This is a genomic window from Terrimesophilobacter mesophilus, from assembly GCF_014200375.1.
In the GTDB taxonomy this organism is placed as follows: Bacteria; Actinomycetota; Actinomycetes; order Actinomycetales; family Microbacteriaceae; genus Terrimesophilobacter; species Terrimesophilobacter mesophilus.
Window position 1 is genome coordinate 1,480,018 of sequence record NZ_JACHBP010000001.1, and the last position, 24,705, is coordinate 1,504,722.

Below are 24,705 nucleotides of genomic sequence, written 5' to 3' on the forward strand. Positions count from 1 at the left end.
TCAGCGGACCTCGATCGTGGCACCCGACCCGTACGCGACTTCCCCGTCAGGTGTGACCCGCACCGACACGGAGTCCCCGCGGAATCGGATGCCGGAGACATCGAGCATGCCGACGACCCCGGAGGGCGACATCCGCAGCACGCCCTCCTGGGCATCCGGATCGAGTCCGAGCACACTCGCGAGGACGGACACGGATGCAGCAGCCGACCACGCCTGGGGACGGCAGGCGGCCGGATAGGGGACGGGGACCGCGAGACGGGTGGCCGTGTCGCCCGAGTGCAGCTCCGGCATGCGGAAGTCGAAGCCGGCTGCAGCGGCAAGGAGCCCGGCGACGAGCGTTCCCGCCTCCGCCGAGTGACCCTCGCGCACGAGACCTGCGATGGCGATCGCCGTGTCGTGCGTCCAGACGCTTCCGCCGTGATAGCTCAGCGGCCAGTACCCGTCGGAGTCGGTGGACATCGTCCGCAGTCCGAATCCCGAATTCAACTCGGGGGAGACGAGCCGTCGCGCGACAAGGCGGGACTGGCGTTCGTCGAGCAGGCCGGTTCCGAGGAGGTGGCCGAGGTTGCTCGTGACGGTGTCGACAGGCCGCTTGGCAGCATCCAGCGCGATGGCGGGGTACGCGCCTTCCGGCGAGTCGATCCAGAAGGATTCGTGGAACTTCTCCTTGAGGGCGGATGCCCACGAGCGCCACTCTGAGGCGCCCTCCAGACCGAAGTGGTCCAGCAGCTCGGCGGCGTGGGTCGCAGCCTCATAGGCGTACGCCTGCACTTCGCACAGGGCGATCGGACCCTCGGCGAGCGAACCGTCTCGCCACTGGACCGAATCGCCGGAATCCTTCCAGCCCTGGTTCGCCAGGCCGTGTCCGGTCCTGTCGACGTATTCGAGCAGACCGTCGCCGTCGGCATCCCCGTAGTCACGCATCCAACCGAGAGCTGCCACCATGTTCGGCAGGAGCTCGCGCACTCGCTCGTCGGGCAGGCCCCACTTCCAGGCGTCGAACAGGAGGCAGATCCACAGTGCCGTCGCGTCGACGGTTCCGTAGTACAGCGGAGGAAGAGCAATCGCTTCATCCGGGATGCGCAGGGTTTCTCGCCGGAGCTCGTGCATGATCTTGCCGGGCTGCTCCGCGCTCGCCGCCACGTCCCTCCTGCCCTGCAGGCCCGCGAGGACACGGAGGGTGTCGTCGGCGAGTTCCGTTCCGAGCGGGAGCATGAAACGCGCAGCCCAGATCGAGTCACGGCCGAAGAGGGTGAAGAACCATGGCGCGCCGGCGGCGAGGAACACGAGGTCAGGCTCATCGACTGTGGCCATCCGCAGCGCGTCGAGATCTCCCAGAGCGGTGTCCAACCAGCGCGGCAGGCGTTCGTCATCGGCGCCGATCTCCGGGGTCGACCACTTCTGCGGACCATCCACCCCGATGACGACCGCCTGGTCGTCGTGGGCACTGATCGTCCAGCTCACACTCGATTCGCCGTGGGGTGGTACCTCCAGTGGCCAGCGGAGCTCGACGCGTCCATCGACTGCGCTGACCGCCGCGCCGGGGGCATCCAGCCGAGCATGGACGGATTCGTTCGACCAGGATGCCGACTCCCCCCGGATCTCCACCGCCGGGTTCGCGGCGACGGAGACTCCGGCCTTGACGGAGTCCATGTCCGACAGGTCGGCGGTGAACCGGACAACCGCTTCGGTGGAGATGGGATCGTCGAGGTGGGAGGTGACGGAGAGCACACCCCGGATCGTCGTCGGTGTCGCTGTGCGGGTGTGGTTCAACCGCACCTTCGGGTCTGCCGCCCGATCGTCCAGGTGGCGGAGCAGTGTGACGAAGCTCGTCGAGTCTGCCGCGAGCGGTTCGGTGGCGATGTGCTCCCCCACCTGTCCGCCGACGAGAGCCGAGAGTTGCGAGACGACCCGCACATCCGAGAAGTACAGGCCGTGGATGGGGGCGCTTCCGATGGAGCCGTCGCGTGACGACCAGGCCTGGGTCGGCGCGCGGAGGACGACGTGCTCATTGTGCAGCAGCGGCTGCAAGGGTGCGGACATGTCTCGCTGCTCCTTGCTGTGCGTCGGTGACCATCGGAATCGAGTGCGCGCCGGAAAAGCATTGACAATCGATTCGCTTGAGGTAATGTAACACCAAGCATTTGAACGATCAAACCCCTGAAGAACCGAAAGCGTCCGGTGTTCCCGGGATCAACGCTTGAACGATCAAATCTCAACGGTGAGGAGGCGTGATGCAGCAGCTGCCCACAGTCGAAGACGTGGCGCGCGTTGCCGGAGTCTCTCGGCAGACGGTATCCAATGCCCTCAACTCGCCGCACATCGTCAAGCCGGAGACCATGACGAGAGTCAAGGCGGCGATTGCGGAACTCGGCTATCGTCCGCACGCCTCCGCCCGACGACTGCGCACCCGCAAGTCATCCACCATCGGCGTTCGCCTCGACCCGATGACCAACGGAATCTCCGGGTCGCTTCTCGACCGGTTCCTGCACGCCCTCACCGAGCAGGCGGCCGAGCGGGACCTGCGCATCATGCTGTTCACGGCGCAGGGCCCCGAGGGCGAGATCGAGGAGTTCCGTCGCCTCCGCGATGGAGCGGATGTCGATGCCTTCGTGCTGACCTCGACGATGCACGAGGATCCCCGCACAGCCTGGCTCCGCGATCACGAGTTCCCGTTCGTCACCTTCGGGAGGCCATCGGCAGCGGACGACCTCGGCGACCCCATCCACCCCTGGGTCGACGTCGACGGATTCAGCGGAGCTGAGCAGGCCACCCGCCACGCCATTGACGGTGGCGCACGCCGAGTCGGCTACATCGGATTCGATGACGACACGACGACGGCACGCGAGCGGCGAGCCGGCTGGGCTGCGGAGAGTGCGGCAAGGCTCGGACTCGGTTCCGCAGAACTCGACACTCTCGCGCGGGCGGTGGTCGACGGGGTTCCGCAGGGCATCGCGGCGGCATCCGCCCTGCTCGATCTTCCGAACGCCCCCGATGCCCTGGTCTGCGCCAGCGACTCACTGGCTCTGGGCGCGCTGATGGCGGCGGCGACCCTCGGCCGACCTGGGATTCCCGTCGTCGGTTACGACAACACCCCTGTTGCGGCGGCCATCGGCTTCTCGAGCGTCGATCAGCCGCTCGATCTCGTTGCCGCGAGCGCTCTCGAACTGCTGTTCGGAGACTCCGGCAGCTCCATCGTCGCCAGAAAGCATTCGGCAGCCGATCCCCTGTATCGGTTGCTCACTCCGACTCTCGTTGCGCGCACGTCCACGCAACTGACGCACATGGAGGAACCCGGTTCCCCCGTGGCCGGCAATCACAACGAAAGGTAGGCCAACCACATGAATACGAAGAAACTCGGGGCCGGCATCGCTGCCGTTGCCCTCGTCGCAGGTCTTGCGGCGTGCTCGTCGGGAGGGCCCGACACCTCCGGTGACATCTCGGGGCAGAAGCTCACGATGCTCATCGGGTCGAGCGGCGATGCGGAGACGGCGGCCGTCCAGGCCGCGGCGGATGCGTGGGCCAAGAAGAGTGGAAGCACCGTCGAGGTGGTCGCCGCGAGCGACCTCACCCAGCAGTTGAGCCAGGGATTCGCCGGTGGCAACCCGCCGGATGTCTTCTACATGGGCTGGGACCAGTTCGGCACCTACGCGCAGAACAAGTACCTCGAGCCCTACGCGAAGGATCTCCCCAACTCGGGTGATTTCTACAAGTCGCTCAAGGACACGTTCACCTACAAGGGCACGTTCACCTGCGATCCGAAGGACTTCTCCACGCTCGGTCTCATCATCAACACCGACATGTGGAAGGCAGCAGGCCTCACTGATGCGGACATCCCCACCGATTGGGCGGGCCTCGAATCCGCGGCGAAGAAGCTCACGACCGACAAGGTCGCTGGGCTCTCCTTCGGCCTCGAATATGCCAGGGTCGGCGTCTTCATGAATCAGGCCGGCGGGTCGCTCATCAGCGCGGACGGCAAGACTGTCACGGCCGACACCCCCGAAAATCTCGCGGGGCTCAAGGAGGTCCAGAAGCTCCACGATGACGGGGTTCTGAAGTTCCCGTCGGAGATCGATTCCGGATGGTCCGGTGAGGCGCTCGGCAAGGGCGCTGCAGCGATGGTCATCGAGGGTCCGTGGATCAAGGGCATCCAGGGCGACTTCCCCGACACCCACTACCAGGCGTACGAGCTGCCCGCCGGTCCCGGCGGAAAGTCCACCTTCACGTTCACGAACTGCTGGGGCATCCCGGCGGGATCGAAGACAACGGCCGCCTCGGAGGACCTCGTGAAGTTCCTGACGAGCGATGAGCAGCAGCTCAAGTTCGCCGACGCCTTCGGCGTGATCCCTTCGACGGAGTCCGCGGCGAAGGAATACGCGACGAAGTTCCCGGAGAACGCATCCTTCGTGAAGAGCAACGACTACGCGGTGAGCCCGGTGAACTTCGCCGGCTCCGCGACCGTGATCACCGATTTCAATGCTCAGCTTGCGAAGTTGATCGGCGGTGACGCCAAAGCGATTCTCGCGTCGCTGCAGACCACGTTGCAGGCGGCACTGGACGAGGCCAATTCGAAGTAGTCGATCGGTCCGGATGCCGGCCGCCCGTCGGCATCCGGACCCAACCACCAGGGGAGCGCCATGGCCAAGGGAATCCGGGGCGGTGAAGCCAGTCGCGGTTGGCTGTTCATCTCGCCGGCCCTCGTCATCATCGGCCTGTTCCTGGTCCTGCCGATCGTTCTCGCCCTGTGGGTCAGCTTCAGCGACTGGAACGGCCTCGGCTCCCCACTCGGCGGCAACACGAGTTTTGTCGGAACCAAGAATTACGAAAAGCTGATCCTCGACCCCGGGCTCTCCCAACGCGACTTCGGCACGTCGATCCGGAACAACTTCTATTACGTTCTCTTCGTCGTGCCGCTGCAGACCGCTCTCGCCCTGTTCCTCGCCGTTCAGGTGAACCGGCGCATTCTCAAGGCGCGCGGATTCTTCCGCACCGCTTTCTACTTTCCGTCGGTGACGAGCTCCATCGCCATCACCGGGATCTTCATCTTCCTGTTCTCCGCCTCCGGCGCGATCAACGCCCTGCTCGGCTGGCTCGGGATCAACGGGCCGAACTGGCTCGCGGATCCGAGCGGTGTCTTCCACAACTTCCTCACGCTGTTCGGAGTCAATTCGCCGCCTGCTGCCCTCGCCGCCGGCGGGCCGCTCGGAATCAGCTGGTGGGAGTGGTTGTCCGGCCCCTCCGTCGCCATGTGCATGCTCATCGTGCTCGCCGTCTTCACGACATCCGGCACGTTCATGCTGATCTTCCTCGCCGGCCTCCAGGGCATCGGCGCCGAGATCGACGAAGCAGCGCTCATGGATGGCACCGGCCCGTTCCGCAAGTTCTTCTCCATCACCCTGCCGATGCTGAAGCCCACCCTGTTCACGGTGATCACCCTCGGCCTCATCGGTACCTGGCAGCTGTTCGACCAGATCTATCTGACCGGTGGCGGGAAGCCAGGCAAGACTTTGCTCACTCCCGCCTACCTCTCCTACCAGACGTCATTCAACGAGTTGAACTGGGGTCCTGGCGCGGCCATGGCGTTCCTATTGTTCGTGCTCATCGTCCTGCTCACGCTCCTGCAGCGATATGTCCTCCGGGATCGGAACAAGGGCGAAAAGCTCGACAAGGAGCTGCAGCGCCAGATCGCCATCCAGGCCTCCATCAGGAGCGGGAAGACATCATGACGAGGCTCCGGGCGAGCGCGATCGCCAGCTACCTCATGCTCGTCATCCTGGCGCTCATCTACATCTATCCGTTCCTGCTGTCGCTGGCGGGCAGCTTCAAGACGGATGCCGACGCGACGAACAATCCGCTGTCGCTGCTTCCGCAGACCTGGTCGTTCGCCGCGTACGAGCGCCTGTTCACCCAGGTGCCCCTGCCGTTGTGGGCCATGAACTCGGTGATCGTCGCGGTCATCGTCACGCTGGGCCGGGTGTTCCTGGACTCGCTCGCGGGATACGCGCTGTCCCGGTTGCAGTTCCGCGGCCGCACCGTGGTGTTCGCGGGCCTCATCGCCGTCATGGCGGTTCCGAATGTCGTCCTGCTCATCCCCCGGTTCCTCATGATCAAGGAACTCGGGATCTACAACACCTACGCGGGCATGATCATCCCGCTGCTCGTGGACGCGGCGGGCATCTTCATCATGAAGCAGTTCTTCGAGTCGATCCCGGTGAGCATCGAAGAGGCGGCACGCATCGACGGGGCGGGCATCTTCCGCACGTTCTGGACGATCGTGCTGCCGATGGCGCGACCAGCACTCGTGACCCTCTTCATCCTGAGCTTCCAGGGTTCGTGGAACGAGTTCGCGCACTTCATCATCTCGAGACAGAGCACCGACCTGAACACGCTCACGACGGGCGTCGCGTCGCTGTTCTCTGGTCAGCTCGGGAGCGGCAACCAGTTCCCGCTCAAGCTCGCGGCGGCGGTGCTCATGACGATTCCCGTCGCGGTTCTGTTCTTCATCTTCCAGCGCAAGATCATGAGTACGACGGAGGGTGCGGAGAAGGGCTGACCGCATCCGGTACGCGGAGAGGGTCGGTGCGGGCCGAGGTCAGGCGGCGAGCAGGTAACCAGCGGTGCAGGCGCCGATCCCCACGACGAGGTTGAGCCCGACGCTCAGGCACGCGGCGCGCCAGCGGCCGTGCGTGAGGAGCTGGATGGTCTCGACGCTGAAGGTGCTGAACGTCGTCAGCCCGCCGCACACACCGGTCAGGACGATGAGCTGGATGTCGGGGGAGAGCGCGGCATGCCGGGCGAGCCCGAGAACGACGCCGCCCAGCCCCGATCCGACCACGTTGACGATGAGCACCGCCCACGGGAAGCTCTCCGCCTTCGACACGCGAGCGGTCGCGACGGAGAGGAGGTAGCGCGCGACGGCCGCGACACCACCCGCTGCCAGGGTCACGACAACGAGAGCCGGACTCATTCGTCGACCCAGTCGATCGGCGTCGAGACCCGCCCGACGCGCAGGCCGATCGCGGCGGCGCCGAAGCCGAGGACGAGCGAGAGCACGAGGTAGACCGCGGCGAGCAGCCAGAGCCCGGAGCCGGTGAGCGCGACGGCCGAGACCATGAGCGCCGAGAAGGTCGTGAAGGAGCCGAGGAGCCCTGTCCCCAGTCCCGCCTTCAACCACAGTGGGGCCGCCGACCAGAATCTCGCGACGATCAAGCCGAGCAGGAACGAGCCGAGCACGTTGATGATGAGCGTTCCGAGCGGTAAGTCGTCCGCGCCGTGCGGGAGTAACGTGTCCACCCCGAGCCGGATCCCCGTGCCGAGGATCCCGCCGACGAGCACCGCGAACAGCTGGCTCACGTCAGCGTCGACGGGTCGATGACATCCCGGCCGGTGGAAGCGGCTTGCGAATGACGGCGCGACGCACCGGTTCCCCGCGTCGCTCCTGGCCCGGGAGGGGGCGCCCAGGACGCGAGTACAACACCTTCGAGGAGTCGAGCAGCCACGGTACGAGGGCGATGGTGACTCCGTGGCACAACATGAGTTTATGGCGGATGCGTCGCGCCTTGTGGTTGTGAAGCAGGTTCTCCCACCAGTGCCCGACGATGAACTGGGGCATATAGACGGTCACGACTTCGGAGCCGTGCGATTCACGCCGCTTCTTGATGTATTTGATGAGCGGGAAACTGATGTCCCGATACGGCGACTGGATGACCCTCAGCGGCACCTCGATCTTCATCTTCTTCCACTGCTTGCGCAGGAGCGCCGTCTGGTCGTCGTCGATCGAACAGTGCACTGCCTCGATGCTCACGTGGCGGGCGGCGATCGCGTAGTCGAGGGCCTTGAGCGTGGGCTTCTGCAGCCGCCCGACGAGCACGATCGCGTGATCGCCGTTCGAGCCGAAGACCGTGATGTCATCGACCGTGAGGTCGCGTTCGACCTTGCCGTAGTAACGGTTCACCCCGAGCATGAGCACGAAGAGGATCGGCCCGATCACGAACACGAGCCAGGCGCCGTGCGTGAATTTCGTGACCGTCACGACGACGAGGACTGTCGCCGTGAGCAACGCCCCGAAGGTGTTGATCGACAGGCTCCGGATGATCTGGCTGCGCTTCATCGTCATCGGCGCGCCGCCCGCCCCCTCGCGCAGTGTGCGGAGCCAGTGCCTCACCATCCCGGTCTGCCCGAAGGTGAACGACACGAACACGCCGATGATGTAGAGCTGGATGAGCGCCGTGAGGTTCGCCTGGTAGACGACGAGCAGGATGCCTGCGCCGAGCCCGAGGACGAGGACACCGTTCGAGTAGACGAGGCGGTCGCCGCGCGTCGACAGTGACTTCGGAGCGTACCCGTCGCGGGCGAGGACGGAGCCGAGCAGAGGGAAACCGTTGAACGCGGTGTTGGCGGCGAGCAGCAGGACCGCAGCGGTCGCCCCCTGCAGCACGTAGAAGAGGATCTGGGTGTCGCCGCCGAACACGGCGGCGGCGAGTTGCGCCATGACGCTGCGTTGCGGCTGCGTCGCACAGTCCGCCATCCCGATGAGATTGCAGGGATCCTCCGCGTAGTGCACGCCGCTGATGAGCGCGAGTGTCGTGACGCCGATGAACAGCGTGATCGCGATTCCGCCCATGAGGAGCAGGGTGCGCTTGGCGTTCTGGATCTTCGGGATGCGGAATGCCGGCACGCCGTTGGCGACCGCCTCCACGCCGGTGAGGGCGCTGCATCCGCTCGCGAACGCTCGGAGGAGGAGCAGGACCATCCCCACCTGGGTGAACTGTTCGGCCTTGACCGCGTACTGCGCCGATTCGGCGACCGGTGCGTCGCCAAGCGCCATCCGGATGATGCCCACGACGATCATGACGAGCACGCTCGCAATGAAGAGGTAGGTGGGCAGCGCGAAGGCCTTGCTGGACTCGCGCACCCCGCGGAGGTTCACCGCCGCGAGCAGGATGATGAACCCGATGGCCATCTCCACGCGCCAGGTGTTGAGCACGGGAAATGCGGAGATGATGTTGTCGACGCCGCTCGCGACCGACACGGCGACGGTGAGGATGTAGTCGATGAGCAGTGCGCTTGCAACGATGAGTCCGGCCTTCTCGCCGAGGTTCTTGTGTGCGACCTCGAAGTCGCCGCCGCCGGACGGATACGCCTTGATGAGCTGCCGGTACGACGCGACAACGGTGACCAGGACCACCACGACCGCGGCGGCCACCCACGGTGCGAAGGTCAGGAAGCTCAAGCCTCCGAGGGTGAGGATCATGAGCAGCTCTTGCGGGCCGTACGCCACCGAGGAGAGCGCGTCGCTTGCAAAAATGGGTAGGGCGAGATGCTTCGGGAGTAGTTGGCCCTCGAGCTTGTCTGACGATAGCGGTTCGCCGATCAGCCAGCGTTTTGGCGACCGGACTTCGGTAGTCACGAGGAGCGACACTACTCCTCTCGCGCCACGGCGCAAGTCGGTGCCGTGGCGACGTGTCGATCAGTCGATTCGGAAGAAACTCTTTCGTACGCCGTCCAGCTGCACTTTGAGCTCGCCGACGAGTTCCGGCGTGAGTTCATCCCGTGCCGCCATGCTGCGAAGGTCGGCCCGGAGCTGGTGGCGGAAATCGTTGAGGGTGATCTCCGCGTCGCGCAACCAGCCGTTGCTGGTGTCGCGGAGATCAGAACGGACCGTCCTGGATGCTGCGCGGGATTCGTCGCGCGCCTCCCGGGCGGCGGCCGCGAGATCCGCCCGAAGGCTCTTCATCGCCTGGTTCACGCTCGAGCGCACTTCGTCGGCGAGCCGGCGCACAGAGTCGTTGAGATCGCTTTCGATCTCGTCCAGCTCGTGGGCGCGCGCGGCGAGCTCTGCGCGTCCGGCATCCGTGATCGCGTAGACGGTCTTGCGGCCATCCGCGGACTTCGTCACGAGGCCCTCTTCTTCGAGCTTGGCCAGGCGCGGGTAGATCGTCCCGGCGCTCGGAGTGTATGTGCCACCGAACTGCTCCTCGAGGGCGAGGATGATCTCGTAGCCGTGCATGGGCTCTTCGGCGAGAAGGCTCAACAGGTACAGGCGCAGATGGCCGTGAGCGAAGACCGGCGGAGTCATCGGCCCGACCCACCGTGTTCGGCAGCGTGGAGGACGCTCACGTTGCCGGATACGGTCTTCGCAGAGAACTCGAGCCACTGGCCGTGAAGGTCGCCGTATTTTCCGGTGTACTGGCCACGCACGCCCGAGATCCCGGTGTCGTCGAGCTGGAGCCTTCCGGAGACGCTGCTGATCCGGTACTGCGCGGGGACGCCGGCTTCGAGGCGCAGTGTGATGTCACCGGATACGGTCTTAATGGTCGCGCTGTCGGGTGTCCCCGTGACGTCCAGGAAGACATCGCCCGACACGCCTCCCGACGTGAACTTCATGATCTCGCCGCTCGCGGTGATGTCTCCGCTCACGGACTTCGAGGTGATGTTGCCGTAGTGGTTGCGCACGTTGATCTCGCCGCTCACCGAGCCGAGTTCGAGGTCGCCGTAGACGTTGTCGATCACGACGTCGCCGCTCACCGTGCTGATCTTCGCGTCCTCGGTGAGGCCGCTGATGAGGCCCGTCGCCGACACGACGCCGAACTTGAGCGCGACGTCGCGGGGGACCATGATGCTCACATCCGCCCTGGCGTTGTTGTTGAACGATTTGAACACGTCGATGAAGTTGTCCCACTTGAGCTGCGGATGATCGACCTCGAGAGTGTCCCCGTCGATCGATACCTTGAGCGGCTTGCTGCTCACCGAGTGGACTTCGACGCGCGCACTCGGCTCGTCGTGCCCGATGATGTCGACCTTGCCGCCGATGAGTCCTACCTTGAGCTTGCGAACCATGTCGATGTCGATGATCTTCTCACCTTCGATGAGCCACTTTTCGACTGCCATTGGTCTTTCCTTCCGCCGAGACGAGTTGTCGATTTCGCGTTATATCGCGTTGTCATTAATCAAGATATATCGCGTCTTGCGTTTGTGCAAGTGCTTTCGTCTTTCGGGAGGTTGTGCGGTCGGTCATGGCCGGTAGATTCGTGGGCATGACCGAAACGGCCCCGTCGCTTGATCCCGACACGCTGGATCCCGTGGCGCTGGCACAAGCGCTCATCCGCATCGACTCAGTGAATCCGGATCTCGTGCCCGGCGCAGCGGGGGAAGCCCAGGTCGCCGAATGGTGCGCCGCGTGGTTCGTGGCTCACGGATTCGAGGTGCGCCGGCTGGGTGCGCCGGATCGTCCGACGGTGGTCGGCGTGGCCAGGGGCAGCGGAGGCGGTCGCTCGCTCATGCTCAACGGTCACATCGACACCGTGGGGGTGGCAGGATACGACGGCGACCCGTTCGCGGCGACAGTGCAGGATGGCACAGTGTTCGGTCGGGGCGCATTCGACATGAAGACGGGCGTCGCAGCGATCATGGTGGCGGCCGCCCGTGCCACGGCAGCAGACCTCGCGGGTGATGTGATCGTGACGCTCGTGGCGGACGAGGAGTTCGGCAGCCGCGGCACCGAGGACGCGCTCGCCGCCTTCACCGCCGACGCCGCTATCGTCACCGAACCGAGCGAGCTGCACCTCGTGCTGGCGCACCGTGGCTTCGCGTGGTTCGAGATAGAGCTCACCGGTCTCGCGGCGCACGGGTCCATGCCGTACCAGGGTGTCGACGCGATCGCTCACGCCGGCCTCGTGATGTTGGCGATCGACGAGTTCCGGGCGCGCCTGGAGGCGGCCGCGGCGCATCCGCTGCTCGGCCACGGCGCCGTCCGTGTCTCCATGATCGCGGGCGGCACGGATGCTGCGACCGTGGCCGATTCGTGCACCATTACCGTCGAGCGGCGAACCATGCCGAGTGAGACGCCGGATGCGGTCGAGGCCGAGCTGCACGCGATTCTCGATGAGTTGGCCGCCGGCACGCCGGACTTCCGGTTCGAGCTGCGCCGACTGGTCGCGCGGGGCGCATTCGAGGCCGATGCCGACTGGCCGATCGTGCGTGCGGTGACCGCGAGCGCCGAACGGGTCTTCGGCGCTCCGCCCGCGACGCGCGGCGAGCCGTTCTGGACCGACGCGGGGCTGATCCTCGAAGCCGGCATCCCGTGCCTGCTCATCGGAGTGGACGGCGGCGGAGCGCACGCCGACACGGAGTGGGCGACCACCGCATCCGTCGAGCAGCTCACCGATGTGCTCGAGGGCGCGATCCGTGATTTCTGCGGATAGCGCGGATTCCGCTTGACATTGACGTTGCGTCAACCTCTACCGTGGTAGTCGAGCACGGAAGGAGGCCGACATGGACTGGTCGATCCAGGACATCGCGCGGCTGTCGGGGACGACGAGCCGTACCCTGCGGCACTACGACGACATCGGGCTGCTGAAGCCCAGCCGCATCGGTGGCAACGGATACCGCTACTACGACGAGGACGCGCTCGCGCGACTGCAGCGCGTCCTGCTGCTGCGCGAGTTGGGTCTCGGACTCCCGGCGATCGCCGACGTGCTCGAGGGCCAGACGCGACATGCGGATGCCCTGCTCACCCATCTGCACTGGCTGCGGAAGGAGCAAGAACGGCTCGACCGCCAGATCGGCGCCGTCGAGACCACGATCAGAAAACTGGAAGGAGGTGAACGACTCATGGCAGAGGAGATGTTCGACGGCTTCGACCACACGCGGTACAAGGATGAGGTCGAGGAGCGTTGGGGCAAGGATGCCTACGCGACGAGCGACGCCTGGTGGCGCTCGCAGACGGCGGAGCAGAAGGCCGGCTGGAAGGCCGCCATGCAGAAGCTCGGCGAGGACTGGATCGCGGCGGCGAAGGCCGGAATCGACCCGGACAGTGACGAGGCGCAGGCGCTCGCGCAGCGGCAGTTCGAGTGGCTGCGCGGCATCCCGGGAACGCCGGGCGGCGGCGCGTCAGGTCCCACGAAGGAGTACTTCACAGGACTCGGCGAGCTGTATGTCGCCGACCCGCGCTTCGGGGCGAACTATGGCGGCCAGGCCGGCGCCGAGTTCGTGCGGGATGCGATGGCCGAATACGCCGATCGCAACCTCTAGGCCCGCGAGAGGAACAGTTTGTAAAGGACACTTTACTTTTAGTGAAGTGTCCTTTACTCTGTTCCCATGGCCGAACCACGCATGAACCCCAATTTCCGCAAACGATACGCCGTGAGATTCGTCATCGGCATGATGAGCTACGCGATCCTGCTGATCATCGCGGTATTCGCCGCCAAGGCTGTCGCGGCGGGGCCGGGACAGGTTCTCTGGGGCTTGCTTCCCATCCCTGCAGTGCTCTTCGTCGCGTGGGCGGCGATCCGGTTCAGCCGGGAGGCTGACGAGTTCGCTCGACGTCAACTCACCGAGTCGCTCGCGATCGGATTCGCGGTCGGGTCAGCGCTCGTCGCGAGCTACGGCCTACTCGACAGTTTCGGTGCGCCGGCGCTGTCCTGGCTGTGGGCATTCGCCACCTACATGGCGTGCTGGGCAGTCGGGTCCCTCATCGTCAGCCTGCGGTACCGCTCATGAGGAATCGCGTGCGCGTCCTTCGCGCCGAATACGACCTGACCCAGGCCGACCTCGCGGAGAAGCTCAACGTCACGCGACAGACCGTCATCGCCATCGAAAGCGGAAAATACGACCCGAGCCTTCCGCTCGCGTTCGCCGTGGCCAGAACCTTCAACCAGTCGATCGAGGAGATCTTCCTTCCTGACTCACCGTAAACGGCACCGCCGCTCCTGACGAACGGGCGCACCCGATTGTGAAACGATGGCCACGTGCGCCACGTCGTCTTCGCCATCATCGCGGCGATCCTGTTCGGCACGACGGGCACCGCCCAGGCGCTCGGGCCGGATGGCGCATCCTCCCTGTCGGTCGGGTCCGCCCGCATCGTCATCGGTGGCGCATCCCTCGCCCTCGTCGCCTGGTGGCTCTCCCGCCGAGCGCGCAGGGTTCTGCGCGACTCGGCACCGGGGCGACCGACGACGGACATGCTCACCCTGCACATCCCGAACCTGCCGGGGCCGGATCTGCAATCGGCGCCGAGTCCCCGAGGCGGACGGAGGACCTGGCTCGTCGTCGCCGTCGGCGCGGCCGCGATCGTCGCATACCAGCCGACCTTCTTCCTCGGAATGGAGGTCAACGGCGTCGCGGTGGGTGCGGTCGTCGCGATCGGGTCCGGGCCGATCTTCACGGGCATGCTCGAGTGGCTGATGTCACGACGCTTTCCCGGATACGCGTGGCTGACCGCGACGGTCATCGCCGTCGTGGGCATCGCCCTGCTCGCCGGCGTCGGCGAAGCCGGGATGGGGGATCCGACCGGCCTGTTGCTTTCGCTCGGCGCCGGCGCCTGTTACGCCCTGTACGCGCTCTCGGCGAAGCAGCTCCTCATCTACGGATGGACTCCCACCGGTTCGGTCGCGGTGATCTTCGGCTGGTCGGCGCTCGGCGCGCTGCCGATCCTGGTGCTCTCGAATCCGACCTGGCTCGCCTCCGTCGACGGCCTCGTGCTCGGGTTGTGGCTCGGGATCGCGACCATCACGGTCGCCTGCCTCTTCCTCGCGAATGCGCTCAAAGCGCTCGCAGCGTCGACCGTCGCCACGCTCGGTTTGGGTGAACCGCTCACCGCGACGCTGCTCGGCGTGCTCGTGCTCCACGAGACGCTCACCGGTACCGCGATCGTGGGCCTCGTACTGGTGATCTTCGGGCTCGTGCTCATTGGCTCCCTGCGGGCACGGCGGACGACTCGGGCGTGACGCGCGGGTCCGGTACCCGCAGAATCGGCATGGTGACGTGCACGAGCGGGCCGACGAGGAGTGCGAACGCGAGCGTGCCGAACCCGACGTTTCCGCCGAGGATCCAACCGATCACGAGGACGACGACCTCGATCGATGTCCGTACGATCCAGATCCGCACGCCGTATTTCTTGTTGATGCCCGTCATGAGCCCATCCCTGGGGCCGGGCCCGAAGCGCGCACCGATGTAGAGGCCGGTCGCGATCGCGAGCAGAAGCAGACCTCCGGTGAACAGGACGATGCGCACCCAGATGTCGTCCTGCAGGGGGATGAGCCAGAGCCCGACCTCTGCACTCGGTCCGATGAGGAGGGCGTTGAGCACGGTGCCGATTCCGAGTCGTTGGCGCAGCGGGATCCACAACAGCAGCACGACGCCGCCGACGATATTGGTGACGAAGCCGAACGGGATACCGGTGCGCAGCGAGATGCCCTGGGCGAGGACATCCCACGGCGAGATGCCGATCGCGGCGCGGATCATCATGGCGATCGCGATGCCGTAGAGGAACAGACCCAGCAGGAGCTGGACCCATCGCCGGGTCATCACGAGTGCTGGAGTCATGAAAGTATCCAATATCTAAAGTGGCCTTATATCAAGAGGCCAATCTGCCTATAGTGGCCTTATGGCATCGCTCTCGGCGCGCGCCCTCGCCGCGCTCCTCGCGGACTGGCGGACAGCATCCGCCGGGCCCGCGTACGCCGTGCTCGCCGATCGCATCCGACTGCTCGTCCTCGACGGCCGCATCGCCTACGGCACCAGGATGCCGGCCGAGCGCGAACTCGCCGCCCAACTGGGTCTCAGCCGTACGACGATCACCGCAGCATACGCCGAGCTGCGCGATGGCGGGTATCTCGACAGCCAGCGCGGCTCCGGCAGTTCGGCCCGGATTCCACAGAGCAGCACCATCCCGGCGGAAACCGCCATCGCCGGTTACCTCGACTTCACGAAGGCGACCTCCCCCGCGAGCAGCGGGCTCGCCGACGCCGCACTCCTCGCCGCCGAGGAGTACCCTGCCTATCTCGGCGGCAGCGGATTCGACCTGGTCGGACTGCCCATCCTGCGCACCGCGCTCGCCACGCGCTTCACCTCTCGCGGTCTTCCCACCGAACCGGAACAGATCATGGTCACGGTCGGAGCCCAGCACGCCATCGCACTCCTGGCCCGCACCTTCCTCGGGCGCGGGTCGAACGCGATCGTCGAGTCACCGAGCTACCCGCACGCATTCGAGGCACTGCGCCTCACCGGGGCACGCCTCGCAACCGTGAATGTCACGACGGACGGAGGCTGGGATGTCGCCGCCCTCGACGATGAACTCCGGCGCTCGCATCCTGCGCTCGCCTACCTCATGCCCGACTTCCACAACCCGACGGGACGCACGATGGACGCCGAGCTCCGCCGACGCGTCACGGCCATGGCCGAGGCTGCCGGCTGCACGATCGTCGCGGACGAGACGACGGCGGAACTCGCGATCGACGGCCCGGAGCCGCTTCCGCCGCTCGCCGCGTTCGGCCCCGCGATCACGGTCGGGTCGCTCGCGAAGACGGTCTGGGGCGGATTGCGGATCGGTTGGATCCGCGCAGAGCGGGACACCATCCAGCGCCTCGCCCGCGCACGACCGGCCGGCGACCTCGGCACGCCGATCCTCGAGCAGCTCGTCGCGGCGCGGGTGCTCGACGACTTCGACACCGTTCTCGCGCAGCGCCGCGAGCAGCTTCGCGCCGGCCGCGACCGGCTCGTCGCATCGCTGCGGGGCCGGTTCCCGGAATGGCAGGTCCCGGATGTCGCGGGCGGGTTGGCGGTGTGGGTGGGCCTGGGTGCACCCGTGAGTTCGCGGCTCACGCTCGCCGCACGGAGCAACGGACTGCTCATTGCTGCGGGGCCGCGGTTCGGCGTGGACGGTGCATTCGAGCGTTTCCTCCGCATCCCGTTCAGCTACTCCGCGGAGGAGACCGACCGTGCGCTCGACGCGCTCGAGGCCGCCTGGAACTCCCTGGGCCAGAGCGCACCACAGGACTCCGCCTACCTTGCCGAGGTCGTCTGAGGGCCCTCCTCAGGGAAGGGATCTGGGCGCGGCGGGCTACTCCGCGCGCAGCGCAGCGGCGACGGCCGTCTCGACGATCGCCCGGACGGGTGCCTGCGGGTCGACCGTGATCCGGTGCAGCAGCAGCCCATCGCAGGTCGCCATGAGCAGGGCGGTGTGCGCTGCGGCGGCCTCGCCGCCGATACGGTGCAGGATGTCGCCGAGCCAGGTCGCGAGGGCTTCCCGGCCCGCGCGCAGCGGGAGGGAGGCATCCTCGTCGGCTTCCAGGAACAGGGCGTAGCGGGCTCTCGTTCGCGCCGCGAGCGGCCCGGACTGCACCTCGATCATGCGGACCAGGGCATCCCGGAGCTGTTCGCCGTTCGCGATCTCGGGGAGGCCGGCATCGGACCGGTCCTGGTCGGTGATCCATTCGATGACGCCGGCGAGGAGCGCCGCACGGGTTCGGTAGTGGTTCGAGGTCGACCCGGGCGGAAGGCCGGCTGCAGCATCCACGCGACCATGGGTCAGGGCGCGCATGCCCTCCGTGCCGACCAGTCCCACAGCGGCCTCGAGTGCCCGAAGACGGGTGCTGGTCATGCTCGAAGCCTACGCAACTACATTTCTCGTGACAATCCACTACGAACGTAGTAACGTATCGCGCATGACAGAGGCCGTCGGCATCCGCTCGCGCGTACTGACCGCGAACGGGCTGCGCATGAACCTGGTCGAAACAGGCGAAGGCGCCCCTGTACTGTTCCTGCACGGGTTTCCGCAGAGCTCGCGCGCCTGGGCGCCGGTGATGGCCTCCCTCGCGGAGCGGCATCACGCAATCGCCCCGGACCTGCGCGGCGCGGGTGCGACGGATGCACCACGCGGAGGTTACGACTCCGCGACCATACAGGCGGATGTGCTCGCGCTGCTCGACGAGCTGGGCCTGGCCCAGGTCGACCTCGTCGCCCACGACTGGGGCGCCCTCGTCGGGTTCGACCTGTGCCTGAACCATCCGGAGCGCATCCGCCGTTACGTCGCGATCGCGGTCCCCGCTCCGTACATCCGGATGTCGCGGGCCCTCATGGCGGGAATGCTCAAGGCGATGCCGCACCTCTGGTTCCAATACGTGGTCGCTACTCCGGGGCTCGGGCCGGCACTGCTCTCGCGGGGGCGACAACGACTGGCCCACTGGCTTCTGCGCGCCTTCGAGGTGCGGCCGATGAACGATGACGATGTCGCGGCGTACGTATCGACGCTCCGCGATCCCGCGCGCGCGAAGGCGGCGTCCAGGTTGTACCGGAAGCTCATCCTTCCCGGCTTCATGAAGATCATGGGAGGGGCGTACCGCGGGCGGGTCCTGCACACCCCGACGCTCGTGCTCTTCGGCGCGGACGACGCCCTGCTGCCGAAGGATGCTCTCGCCATCAGCCCGGACGACGCGCCGCACACGCGCGTGGAGTTCGTGCCCGGCGGCGCGCACTTCGTCGTGGACGACAATCCGGACGAGGTCGCCCGTCGCATCCGGGCGTTCCTCGAGTAGGCCGTCCCGCCCGCCGCCCCGACCGCCACCACACTGACAACGAGGAATGCCATGAGTCCTGTCGACGCCGACGCCGACGCCGACGCCGACGGCGCCGGATGCGCCACGGACGACCTGCTCATCGTCCACCGTCTGCTGCGCACGCTCTTCGGGAAGGCTCCTGCCCTTGTCGAGTCCTGCGACAGCGATCGCCGCCAGAAGCGGATCGACGAGCACCTGGACGAGATCACCGGTGCCCTGCACCGCCACCACCAGGGCGAGGACATCACGCTGTGGGATCGGCTGACGCAGCGTCGTCCGGCGTGCGCTCTGCACGTGGAGCTCATGCGGGCGCAGCATGCCGACATCTCCCAGCTCCTGGACGAGGTCGACGCGGCCCGGGCGGTGTGGCGTGCCGGTCGCCTCGGCGGCGGAGCGGCCCTGCTGGCCGCCCTCGACCGGCTGAACGAGGCCTTGAACGCCCACCTCACCGACGAGGAGCGATTCGTCCCCGAGGCCGCCGGCGCGCTGCTCACCCAGGCGGAGTGGGATGAGATGCGCGACCACGGGATTGCGACCATGCCGCGCGAGCGCCTGCTCATCCAACTCGGCTACCTGATGCGGGAGATGGATTCGGATGAGGAACGGGAGCGATTCTGGCGCGGGGTGCCGGTGATGGCGCGAGCGCTGTACCGACTGTTCGGCGCTCGTCAGCTCAGCAGGGAGCTCGCAGAGCTGTATGGAACCGCAGACTCGAGGCGGTGATCCGGCGGAGGCGGTGATCCGGCGGATGCGGTGATCCGGCTGGTGCGCAACCAGCCGACGTCGCGCACCGGGGCGATTACTCCCTCCGGAGTACGACCGTCCGTGCCCCGAGTGGAATACTTCTAACTGGCACGAGGTAGTGCGACACTTTCGTGCGCCGCCACGGGCGGTTCAATCACCAGGAGTCCCTTCGTGCATCTGCTTTCCGTGTTCAGCCTGCGCAACCGCGCGCTCATCGCCCTCGTGACGATCGTCGTCGGTGTGTTCGGTGCTCTGGCGCTCACCTCGCTCAAGCAGGAGCTCATCCCCTCCGTCTCCTTCCCGCAGATGGTCATTGTCACGAGCTATCCCGGTGCGGCACCGGATGTCGTCAACGACGATCTGAGCACGCCGATCGAGACCGCCATCCAGGGAGTGCCGGGGCTCGAGAGCACCACCGCGACGTCCACCTCCAACCTCTCCTCCGTCACGGCGAAGTTCGACTACGGCACGAACCTGGCGACCGCGGAGCAGAAGGTCCAGCAGGCGATCAACCGCATCTCGAACACGCTTCCAGCCGACTCGGACCCGAGGATCCTCACCGGGAGCATCGACGACTTTCCCGTGGTCCAGCTCGCTGTCACGAGCGACCTCGACGAGAACGACCTCGCGGCACTGTTGGAGTCCTCCACGATCGTGGATCTCCAGAAACTCGACGACGTTCGGGCGGCGAATCTGCAGGGCGCCGTCGGCCAGCGCGTGACGATCACCCCGGATGCGGACAAGCTGCGCGCGGCGGGGCTGACCGTTCAGGCCATCCGTGACGCCCTGAAGTCGAACGGGGTGCTGCTGCCCGGCGGCAGCATCACCGAGGACGGCAAGACCCTCACGGTCCAGTCGGGCTCGAAGATCCACACCGTGGACGAGCTCAAGCAGTTGCCGCTCATCGGCGCCGGCGCCGGCCCCGCTGTCGTCCTCCCGGGGATGCCGCCCGCTGCTCCACCAGCGCAGCAGACGATCGGAGACGTCGCCACTGTCGCTCTCGTCGACAATCCGGTGACGAGCATCTCCAGGGTCAACGGCGAACCTTCGCTCACGATCGGGGTGACGAAGACTCCGGATGGGAATACCGTCGCGGTCTCGAAGGCCGTCCACGACGCGATTCCCGGTCTGGAGGCGGCGCTCGGCAGCAACACGAAGTTCACCGTCGTCTTCGACCAGGCCCCGTTCATCCAGCAGTCCATCGACTCGCTCGCGAGCGAGGGACTCCTCGGACTCCTGTTCGCGGTCGTCGTCATCCTCATCTTCCTGATGTCGGTGCGCTCGACCCTGGTGACCGCGATCTCGATTCCGGTGTCGGTGCTCATCACGTTCATCGGGATGCAGGCCACCGGCTACTCGCTCAACATCCTCACCCTGGGCGCGTTGACGATCGCCATCGGGCGCGTCGTCGATGACTCGATCGTCGTGATCGAGAACATCAAGAGACACCTCGCGCTCGGCCAGGAGAAGGCCGAGGCCATCCTGACGGCCGTGAAGGAGGTCGCAGCCGCGATCACCGCCTCGACGGTCACGACCGTCGCCGTGTTCCTTCCCATCGCTCTCGTGGGCGACATCACCGGGGAACTGTTCCGGCCGTTCGCGCTCACGATCACCATCGCGCTCGCGGCGTCGCTGTTCGTCGCGCTCACGATCGTTCCTGTGCTCGCGTACTGGTTCCTCGGGCATCCGAAGCCGTCGGCGGTGGCGTCGGATGCCGAAGTCGACCCGCAGTCCATGGAGGTCGCGGACGGTCACGTCGTCTCGCGTCGCGAGCTGCGCGAGGGGATCGTCTCGGCCGAGGACGAGCTGGGCAAGCCGACCGGGCTTCAGCGTGCGTACCTTCCGGTCATCCACTGGACCCTGAAGCGCCCGGTCGCCACCATCATCGCCGCGTTCCTGGTGCTCGGCGGAACCGTGGCGCTCGTTCCGAGCCTCACCACGAACTTCATCGGCGAAAGCGGCCAGAACACGCTCAACGTGACCCAGACCCTGCCCTCGGGGACGAGTCTCGACGCGATGGACACCGCCGCGACGAAGGTCGAGAACGCTCTTCGCGACATCGAGGGCATCGACACCGTGCAACTGACCATCGGCGGAGGGTCGTCCCTCGCGACGGCCTTCGGAGGAGGCGGCGGGATCACCTTCTCGATCACCACCGATCCGAACGTGAACCAGGATGCGCTCAAGACGACCGTGCGGGACCGTCTGAAGGAGTTGACCGGCGTCGGCACGGCGTCGCTCTCGGGAGCCGGGTCGTCGTTCGCCTCGTCCGACATCGATGTGAACATCACCGCGACGACGCAGGACGACCTGCGGAGCGCGGCCGACAAGGTGCTCGCCGCGGTGCAGGATCTCCCGGAGACGGCGGAGGCGACGAGCAACCTCGCCAACTCTCAGCCGTACATCGCCGTGGTCGTCGACCGCGACAAGGCGGCAGAGGTCGGACTCAGTGAGATCGCGATCGGATCCCTGGTGTCCCAGGCCATGCAGCCCACGCTCGCCGGCACCGCCGTGATCGACGACAAGACGATGTCGATCTACCTCCAGACCGCGGATGCCCCGGTGACGATCGCCGAATTGAGGGACCTGAGTATCCCGACCAGGGCCGGCACCCAGAAGCTGTCCGACCTGGCCACCGTCGAGCAGTCGAACGGACCGGCATCCATCACGACCATCAAGGGGCTTCGTGCGGCGACCGTGAGCGTCACACCGAAGGTCGCCGACGTGACGACGGCCTCGATCGCGGTGCAGGAGGCCATCAACTCCCTCGACCTCCCCGGCGGTGCGACGACAGAGCTCGGTGGGGTCACATCGCAGCAGGCGGACGCGTTCAGCCAGCTCGGGCTCGCGCTTCTCGCCGCGATCCTCATCGTCTATGTCGTCATGGTGGCGACGTTCAAGAGCCTGCGTCAGCCTCTCCTGCTGCTCGTCTCCGTGCCGTTCGCGGCGACGGGAGGCATCATCCTGCAGGTTCTCTCGGGGATTCCGCTCGGGGTGCCTTCACTCATCGGCGTGCTCATGCTCATCGGCATCGTGGTGACGAATGCGATCGTGCTGGTCGACCTCGTGAACCAGTATCGGGAACGGGGGATGAAGGTCGGAGAGGCGATCGTGCACGGCGCGAGCCGCCGGTTGCGGCCGATCCTCATGACCGCGCTCGCGACGATCTTCGCGCTCCTGCCGATGGCGGTCGGGCTGACCGGGCACGGCGGGTTCATCTCGCAGCCGCTCGCGATCGTCGTGATCGGCGGCCTCGTCTCCTCGACACTGCTCACGCTCGTGGTGCTTCCGGTGCTCTACTACCTGGTCGAGGGCGCGAAGGAGCGGCGGATCGATCGCAGGGCGGCCAGGGCAGCAGCCGCCGCGGGTTAGCGACCGCCTGCTCCGCGACTGCCGGCCGGTTCGCGCGCTGAGCCGGCGACGAGAGCTGCGCCCAGGGCGAAGGCGAGTACGACCAGCAGGGCGTTGAGGATGCCGATCGCCTCGCCGATCACACCGATGAGTGGTGGACCGATGAGCGATGCCGCATACCCGATCGTCGCGACGACGCTGATGCGGGCGCCCGCGAGTTCCGGGTCATCCGCCGCGGCGGACATCCCGACGGGAAAACCGAGTGCACCGCCGAGACCCCACAGGATCGCGCCGAAGAATGCGACGGCGGGAACCGGGACGAAGATCACGAGGAGAAGCCCCGCGGCACAGACCGCAGCGGAGCCGCGGAGCACGGCGACCCGCCCGAATCGACTCAGGAGCGGCACTCCCACGAGTCGACCGGCCGTCCCCGCGAGGACGAATGCGGCGTAGGTGATCGCGGCGAAGCTGTTGGAGGTGTCGTGCCCGTCGACCATGGCAAGGGACAGCCAGTCGTTGCCGGAGCCGGCCGCGAACGAGGTCGTGAGTACGACCAGACCGATGAGGAGCGTGCGCCTCTCCAGCCACACGGAGAGCTGCGCCCGAACCGGATGCGGGTGCGCCGTCTCGGCCGCCGCGCGCTGGCTCTCCGTCATGGCCTGGGTCTCCACGAGGTGTGGCGCGACGACAACGGCACCGCTCGCGAGCAACAGCGCCGTGATCGAGAAGTCGACGGCGACACCGATGTGGAGCGCGGCTGCCGCCGCCGCGAGCGCTGCCCCGACGACACTGCCCGCACTGAACGACGCGTGGAAGAGCGGCATGATGGGGCGTGCGACGATGCGCTCGACTTCGGCTCCCTCCACATTCATCGCGACATTGCAGGTCCCCGTGCCGAATCCGAAGCAGAGGAGCGCGGCCAGCACGAAGACGTAGTTGTGCGCGATCGACGAACCGATGCCTGCGGCGACGAGCCCCAGCGCCGCGAGGATCAGCGAACCGACGATCGTCGCACGCGGTCCGAATCGCGCGACGATCTGTCCGGACAACACGAGCCCGAACACGGATCCGACCGAGAGGCCCAGCAGGAGAAGTCCCATCTCCGCGATGGAGATGCCGAGATCGTCGCGGAGGGTGGGGATGCGGGCCACGATCCCGGCGAGGCCGGCGCCGCAGACCGCGAAGATCAGGTAGACGGAGTTGCGCCAGGCGCGGATGCCGGGGCTGTCGATATTGCTGGCCGGACCGCGAGGGAGCCGGCCGTCAACCACGTTCCCCGCCCCGGTGGCCCGTCGACCCGAGGTCCGCCCAGGTGCTCACCTCGGTGAGGATCGGCTCCTCGGAGAGTGCGAGCCTCGTGGCGCCCAGCAGTGCGTCGCCCTCTCCCTGACGAAGGGTAGCCATGGGCGCGCGCTCGGACAGTTCACGGGCGAGCGAGTCCCAGAGAACGGCTCCCGCCCCGAACAGCCCTCCGGCGGTCGCGACCGTGAAGGGGGTATCGAGCAGGCCGGCGGCGCGTGCCGCGGCCACCGCGCCTTCCGCGAGGTCCCGCGCCGCGTTGTCCCAGATCGCCACGGCCGTCTCGTCGCCGAGTGCGGCGGCTGCGGCGACGCCGCGGCTGAACGAGGCGATGACCTTCGCCGGATTCTGGCTGGTGTACATCGCGCTGAGCGCCCCGGACACGCCACCGAACGACTTCTCGACCTGCGCCAGGATCAAGTCGGAGCCCTGCATCCCATCGGCGACGCGAAGCGCTGAGTCGAGCCCCCGCCTGCCGATGTCGTATCCGCTTCCCCTGTCGCCGCACAGCGGGCCGGAACCGTCGACCGGATGCGGCAGGCCGTCCTCGCCCAGTGCGAGGATGACCGACCCCGTTCCCGCGGCGATCACTACGCCGGGCGAGATGCCGAGGGCACCGAGATAGGACGTCACGACGTCGCTCGTCACGATGTAGCGCCGGGACTCGCACACCTCCTGGAGAGCCTCGAGCGCCAGGGCGGTGGGCTTCGGGCCCGCGCGGAGCACCCCGTTGAGACCGATGCACGCGGTGTGGAAGGATCTCTGCGCCCCGAGCCCCGCGATCGTCTCCCGGAGGCTGTCGGTGACCTCTCCCAGCCCGCCCGGCGTTTCGATGATGGCGAGCCCCGGCCCCGTCGATCGAGCCAGCTCGACTCCGTCCTCGTCGATGATGGCGGCGTGCGTCTTCGATTTTCCACCGTCGATGACCAGGCGCAGGGAGGATTCGCTCGTCGTCACCACAGTCGTCTCAGGCCGT

At 66.8% G+C, this 24,705-nt stretch carries 23 protein-coding genes; 13 read left to right on the plus strand and 10 right to left on the minus strand.

Going from position 1 to position 24,705, the window contains the following annotated elements; all coding sequences use genetic code 11:
• Window positions 1-2,043 (minus strand): glycogen debranching N-terminal domain-containing protein, encoded by a 2,043-nt coding sequence (locus BKA04_RS07405; RefSeq protein ID WP_104095842.1) that lies wholly within the window; start codon window positions 2,041-2,043, stop codon window positions 1-3.
• A 191-nt stretch (window positions 2,044-2,234) separates the two neighbouring features.
• On the opposite strand from BKA04_RS07405, the gene BKA04_RS07410 reads away from it, so the two are divergent.
• From BKA04_RS07410 to BKA04_RS07425, 4 genes are read left to right on the plus strand one after another with little or no spacing between them, the layout of a single operon-like run.
• Window positions 2,235-3,332 carry a LacI family DNA-binding transcriptional regulator gene (locus BKA04_RS07410; protein WP_104095843.1) on the plus strand — a complete coding sequence of 366 codons (1,098 nt, stop codon included), beginning with the start codon at window positions 2,235-2,237 and terminating at the stop codon, window positions 3,330-3,332.
• A gap of 9 nt (window positions 3,333-3,341) precedes the next feature.
• Window positions 3,342-4,577 (plus strand): sugar ABC transporter substrate-binding protein, encoded by a 1,236-nt coding sequence (locus BKA04_RS07415; protein ID WP_104095844.1) that lies wholly within the window; start codon window positions 3,342-3,344, stop codon window positions 4,575-4,577.
• Window positions 4,578-4,637: 60 nt separating this feature from the next.
• A complete protein-coding gene (locus BKA04_RS07420) occupies window positions 4,638-5,726 on the plus strand; it encodes a carbohydrate ABC transporter permease (RefSeq protein ID WP_104095845.1) in 1,089 nt (362 codons plus the stop codon).
• Window positions 5,723-6,553 (plus strand): carbohydrate ABC transporter permease, encoded by an 831-nt coding sequence (locus BKA04_RS07425; RefSeq protein ID WP_104095846.1) that lies wholly within the window; start codon window positions 5,723-5,725, stop codon window positions 6,551-6,553. Before BKA04_RS07420 ends, BKA04_RS07425 begins: the two co-directional genes overlap by 4 nt.
• A gap of 39 nt (window positions 6,554-6,592) precedes the next feature.
• Here BKA04_RS07425 and crcB read toward each other — a convergent pair whose 3' ends face one another.
• Genes crcB through BKA04_RS07450 form a run of 5 tightly spaced genes read right to left on the minus strand, consistent with a single transcriptional unit; the run spans window position 6,593 to window position 10,890 of the window.
• Window positions 6,593-6,967 carry a fluoride efflux transporter CrcB gene (gene crcB, locus BKA04_RS07430; protein WP_104095847.1) on the minus strand — a complete coding sequence of 125 codons (375 nt, stop codon included), beginning with the start codon at window positions 6,965-6,967 and terminating at the stop codon, window positions 6,593-6,595.
• On the minus strand, window positions 6,964-7,353 hold the full coding sequence (locus BKA04_RS07435) for a fluoride efflux transporter FluC (protein WP_104095848.1): 390 nt from the start codon (window positions 7,351-7,353) through the stop codon (window positions 6,964-6,966). The genes crcB and BKA04_RS07435 overlap by 4 nt, the downstream gene beginning before the upstream one ends.
• Before the next feature lies 1 nt (window position 7,354).
• Window positions 7,355-9,409: an APC family permease gene (locus tag BKA04_RS07440; RefSeq protein ID WP_232841998.1), complete on the minus strand. Its 2,055-nt coding sequence runs from the start codon at window positions 9,407-9,409 to the stop codon at window positions 7,355-7,357.
• A gap of 60 nt (window positions 9,410-9,469) precedes the next feature.
• Entirely contained in the window at window positions 9,470-10,078 is a 609-nt protein-coding gene (locus BKA04_RS07445) for a PadR family transcriptional regulator (RefSeq protein ID WP_104095849.1), read from the minus strand.
• Window positions 10,075-10,890 carry a DUF4097 family beta strand repeat-containing protein gene (locus BKA04_RS07450; protein ID WP_104095850.1) on the minus strand — a complete coding sequence of 272 codons (816 nt, stop codon included), beginning with the start codon at window positions 10,888-10,890 and terminating at the stop codon, window positions 10,075-10,077. Before BKA04_RS07450 ends, BKA04_RS07445 begins: the two co-directional genes overlap by 4 nt.
• A gap of 146 nt (window positions 10,891-11,036) precedes the next feature.
• Here BKA04_RS07450 and BKA04_RS07455 point away from each other — a divergent pair, with 146 nt between their 5' ends.
• The 5 genes from BKA04_RS07455 (at window position 11,037) to BKA04_RS07475 (ending at window position 14,726) form a co-directional block, all read left to right on the plus strand.
• Window positions 11,037-12,203, plus strand: a complete 1,167-nt coding sequence (locus BKA04_RS07455; protein ID WP_104095851.1) for a M20/M25/M40 family metallo-hydrolase — start codon at window positions 11,037-11,039, stop codon at window positions 12,201-12,203.
• A 70-nt stretch (window positions 12,204-12,273) separates the two neighbouring features.
• Window positions 12,274-13,032, plus strand: coding sequence for a MerR family transcriptional regulator (locus BKA04_RS07460; protein WP_104095852.1), 759 nt, complete (start codon window positions 12,274-12,276; stop codon window positions 13,030-13,032).
• 66 nt (window positions 13,033-13,098) lie between these two features.
• Complete coding sequence (locus BKA04_RS07465) at window positions 13,099-13,500, plus strand: hypothetical protein (protein ID WP_104095853.1); 402 nt, start codon at window positions 13,099-13,101, stop codon at window positions 13,498-13,500.
• Window positions 13,501-13,508: 8 nt separating this feature from the next.
• On the plus strand, window positions 13,509-13,694 hold the full coding sequence (locus BKA04_RS07470) for a helix-turn-helix transcriptional regulator (protein ID WP_325052430.1): 186 nt from the start codon (window positions 13,509-13,511) through the stop codon (window positions 13,692-13,694).
• A 54-nt stretch (window positions 13,695-13,748) separates the two neighbouring features.
• Entirely contained in the window at window positions 13,749-14,726 is a 978-nt protein-coding gene (locus tag BKA04_RS07475; protein ID WP_104095855.1) for a DMT family transporter, read from the plus strand.
• Here BKA04_RS07475 and yczE read toward each other — a convergent pair.
• A complete protein-coding gene (gene yczE, locus BKA04_RS07480) occupies window positions 14,686-15,324 on the minus strand; it encodes a membrane protein YczE (protein ID WP_104095856.1) in 639 nt (212 codons plus the stop codon). The two genes, BKA04_RS07475 and yczE, sit on opposite strands and share 41 nt — an antisense overlap.
• Before the next feature lie 61 nt (window positions 15,325-15,385).
• On the opposite strand from yczE, the gene yczR reads away from it, so the two are divergent.
• Window positions 15,386-16,804 (plus strand): MocR-like transcription factor YczR, encoded by a 1,419-nt coding sequence (gene yczR, locus BKA04_RS07485; protein ID WP_104095857.1) that lies wholly within the window; start codon window positions 15,386-15,388, stop codon window positions 16,802-16,804.
• A gap of 36 nt (window positions 16,805-16,840) precedes the next feature.
• Here the strand turns inward: yczR and BKA04_RS07490 are convergent, their stop codons facing one another.
• The gene (locus BKA04_RS07490; protein WP_104095858.1) at window positions 16,841-17,380 is read right to left on the minus strand and encodes a TetR/AcrR family transcriptional regulator; all 540 of its coding nucleotides are present in this window, start codon (window positions 17,378-17,380) and stop codon (window positions 16,841-16,843) included.
• Between the two features lie 64 nt (window positions 17,381-17,444).
• Here BKA04_RS07490 and BKA04_RS07495 point away from each other — a divergent pair, with 64 nt between their 5' ends.
• The 3 genes from BKA04_RS07495 (at window position 17,445) to BKA04_RS07505 (ending at window position 22,451) form a co-directional block, all read left to right on the plus strand.
• Window positions 17,445-18,314 carry an alpha/beta fold hydrolase gene (locus BKA04_RS07495; RefSeq protein WP_167309696.1) on the plus strand — a complete coding sequence of 290 codons (870 nt, stop codon included), beginning with the start codon at window positions 17,445-17,447 and terminating at the stop codon, window positions 18,312-18,314.
• A 51-nt stretch (window positions 18,315-18,365) separates the two neighbouring features.
• The gene (locus BKA04_RS07500) at window positions 18,366-19,058 is read left to right on the plus strand and encodes a hemerythrin domain-containing protein (RefSeq protein ID WP_104095860.1); all 693 of its coding nucleotides are present in this window, start codon (window positions 18,366-18,368) and stop codon (window positions 19,056-19,058) included.
• A gap of 192 nt (window positions 19,059-19,250) precedes the next feature.
• The gene (locus BKA04_RS07505) at window positions 19,251-22,451 is read left to right on the plus strand and encodes an efflux RND transporter permease subunit (RefSeq protein WP_104095861.1); all 3,201 of its coding nucleotides are present in this window, start codon (window positions 19,251-19,253) and stop codon (window positions 22,449-22,451) included.
• Here the strand turns inward: BKA04_RS07505 and BKA04_RS07510 are convergent.
• Together BKA04_RS07510 and BKA04_RS07515 are read right to left on the minus strand one after the other, a co-directional pair.
• Complete coding sequence (locus tag BKA04_RS07510) at window positions 22,448-23,701, minus strand: MFS transporter (RefSeq protein ID WP_104095862.1); 1,254 nt, start codon at window positions 23,699-23,701, stop codon at window positions 22,448-22,450. The two genes, BKA04_RS07505 and BKA04_RS07510, sit on opposite strands and share 4 nt — an antisense overlap.
• On the minus strand, window positions 23,694-24,686 hold the full coding sequence (locus BKA04_RS07515; RefSeq protein WP_167309697.1) for an N-acetylglucosamine kinase: 993 nt from the start codon (window positions 24,684-24,686) through the stop codon (window positions 23,694-23,696). The genes BKA04_RS07510 and BKA04_RS07515 overlap by 8 nt, the downstream gene beginning before the upstream one ends.
• Window positions 24,687-24,705 lie beyond the last annotated feature (19 nt).

Bases quoted from the DNA above. Each gene is read 5' to 3' on its own strand.
- yczE (WP_104095856.1), bottom strand. From the start codon at position 15,324: ATGACTCCAGCACTCGTGATGACCCGGCGATGGGTCCAGCTCCTGCTG.
- yczR (WP_104095857.1), top strand. From the start codon at position 15,386: ATGGCATCGCTCTCGGCGCGCGCCCTCGCCGCGCTCCTCGCGGACTGG.
- BKA04_RS07455 (WP_104095851.1), top strand. From the start codon at position 11,037: ATGACCGAAACGGCCCCGTCGCTTGATCCCGACACGCTGGATCCCGTG.
- BKA04_RS07500 (WP_104095860.1), top strand. From the start codon at position 18,366: ATGAGTCCTGTCGACGCCGACGCCGACGCCGACGCCGACGGCGCCGGA.
- BKA04_RS07415 (WP_104095844.1), top strand. From the start codon at position 3,342: ATGAATACGAAGAAACTCGGGGCCGGCATCGCTGCCGTTGCCCTCGTC.
- BKA04_RS07405 (WP_104095842.1), bottom strand. From the start codon at position 2,043: ATGTCCGCACCCTTGCAGCCGCTGCTGCACAATGAGCACGTCGTCCTC.
- BKA04_RS07465 (WP_104095853.1), top strand. From the start codon at position 13,099: ATGGCCGAACCACGCATGAACCCCAATTTCCGCAAACGATACGCCGTG.
- BKA04_RS07445 (WP_104095849.1), bottom strand. From the start codon at position 10,078: ATGACTCCGCCGGTCTTCGCTCACGGCCATCTGCGCCTGTACCTGTTG.
- BKA04_RS07460 (WP_104095852.1), top strand. From the start codon at position 12,274: ATGGACTGGTCGATCCAGGACATCGCGCGGCTGTCGGGGACGACGAGC.
- BKA04_RS07495 (WP_167309696.1), top strand. From the start codon at position 17,445: ATGACAGAGGCCGTCGGCATCCGCTCGCGCGTACTGACCGCGAACGGG.
- crcB (WP_104095847.1), bottom strand. From the start codon at position 6,967: ATGAGTCCGGCTCTCGTTGTCGTGACCCTGGCAGCGGGTGGTGTCGCG.
- BKA04_RS07420 (WP_104095845.1), top strand. From the start codon at position 4,638: ATGGCCAAGGGAATCCGGGGCGGTGAAGCCAGTCGCGGTTGGCTGTTC.
- BKA04_RS07425 (WP_104095846.1), top strand. From the start codon at position 5,723: ATGACGAGGCTCCGGGCGAGCGCGATCGCCAGCTACCTCATGCTCGTC.
- BKA04_RS07490 (WP_104095858.1), bottom strand. From the start codon at position 17,380: ATGACCAGCACCCGTCTTCGGGCACTCGAGGCCGCTGTGGGACTGGTC.
- BKA04_RS07410 (WP_104095843.1), top strand. From the start codon at position 2,235: ATGCAGCAGCTGCCCACAGTCGAAGACGTGGCGCGCGTTGCCGGAGTC.
- BKA04_RS07450 (WP_104095850.1), bottom strand. From the start codon at position 10,890: ATGGCAGTCGAAAAGTGGCTCATCGAAGGTGAGAAGATCATCGACATC.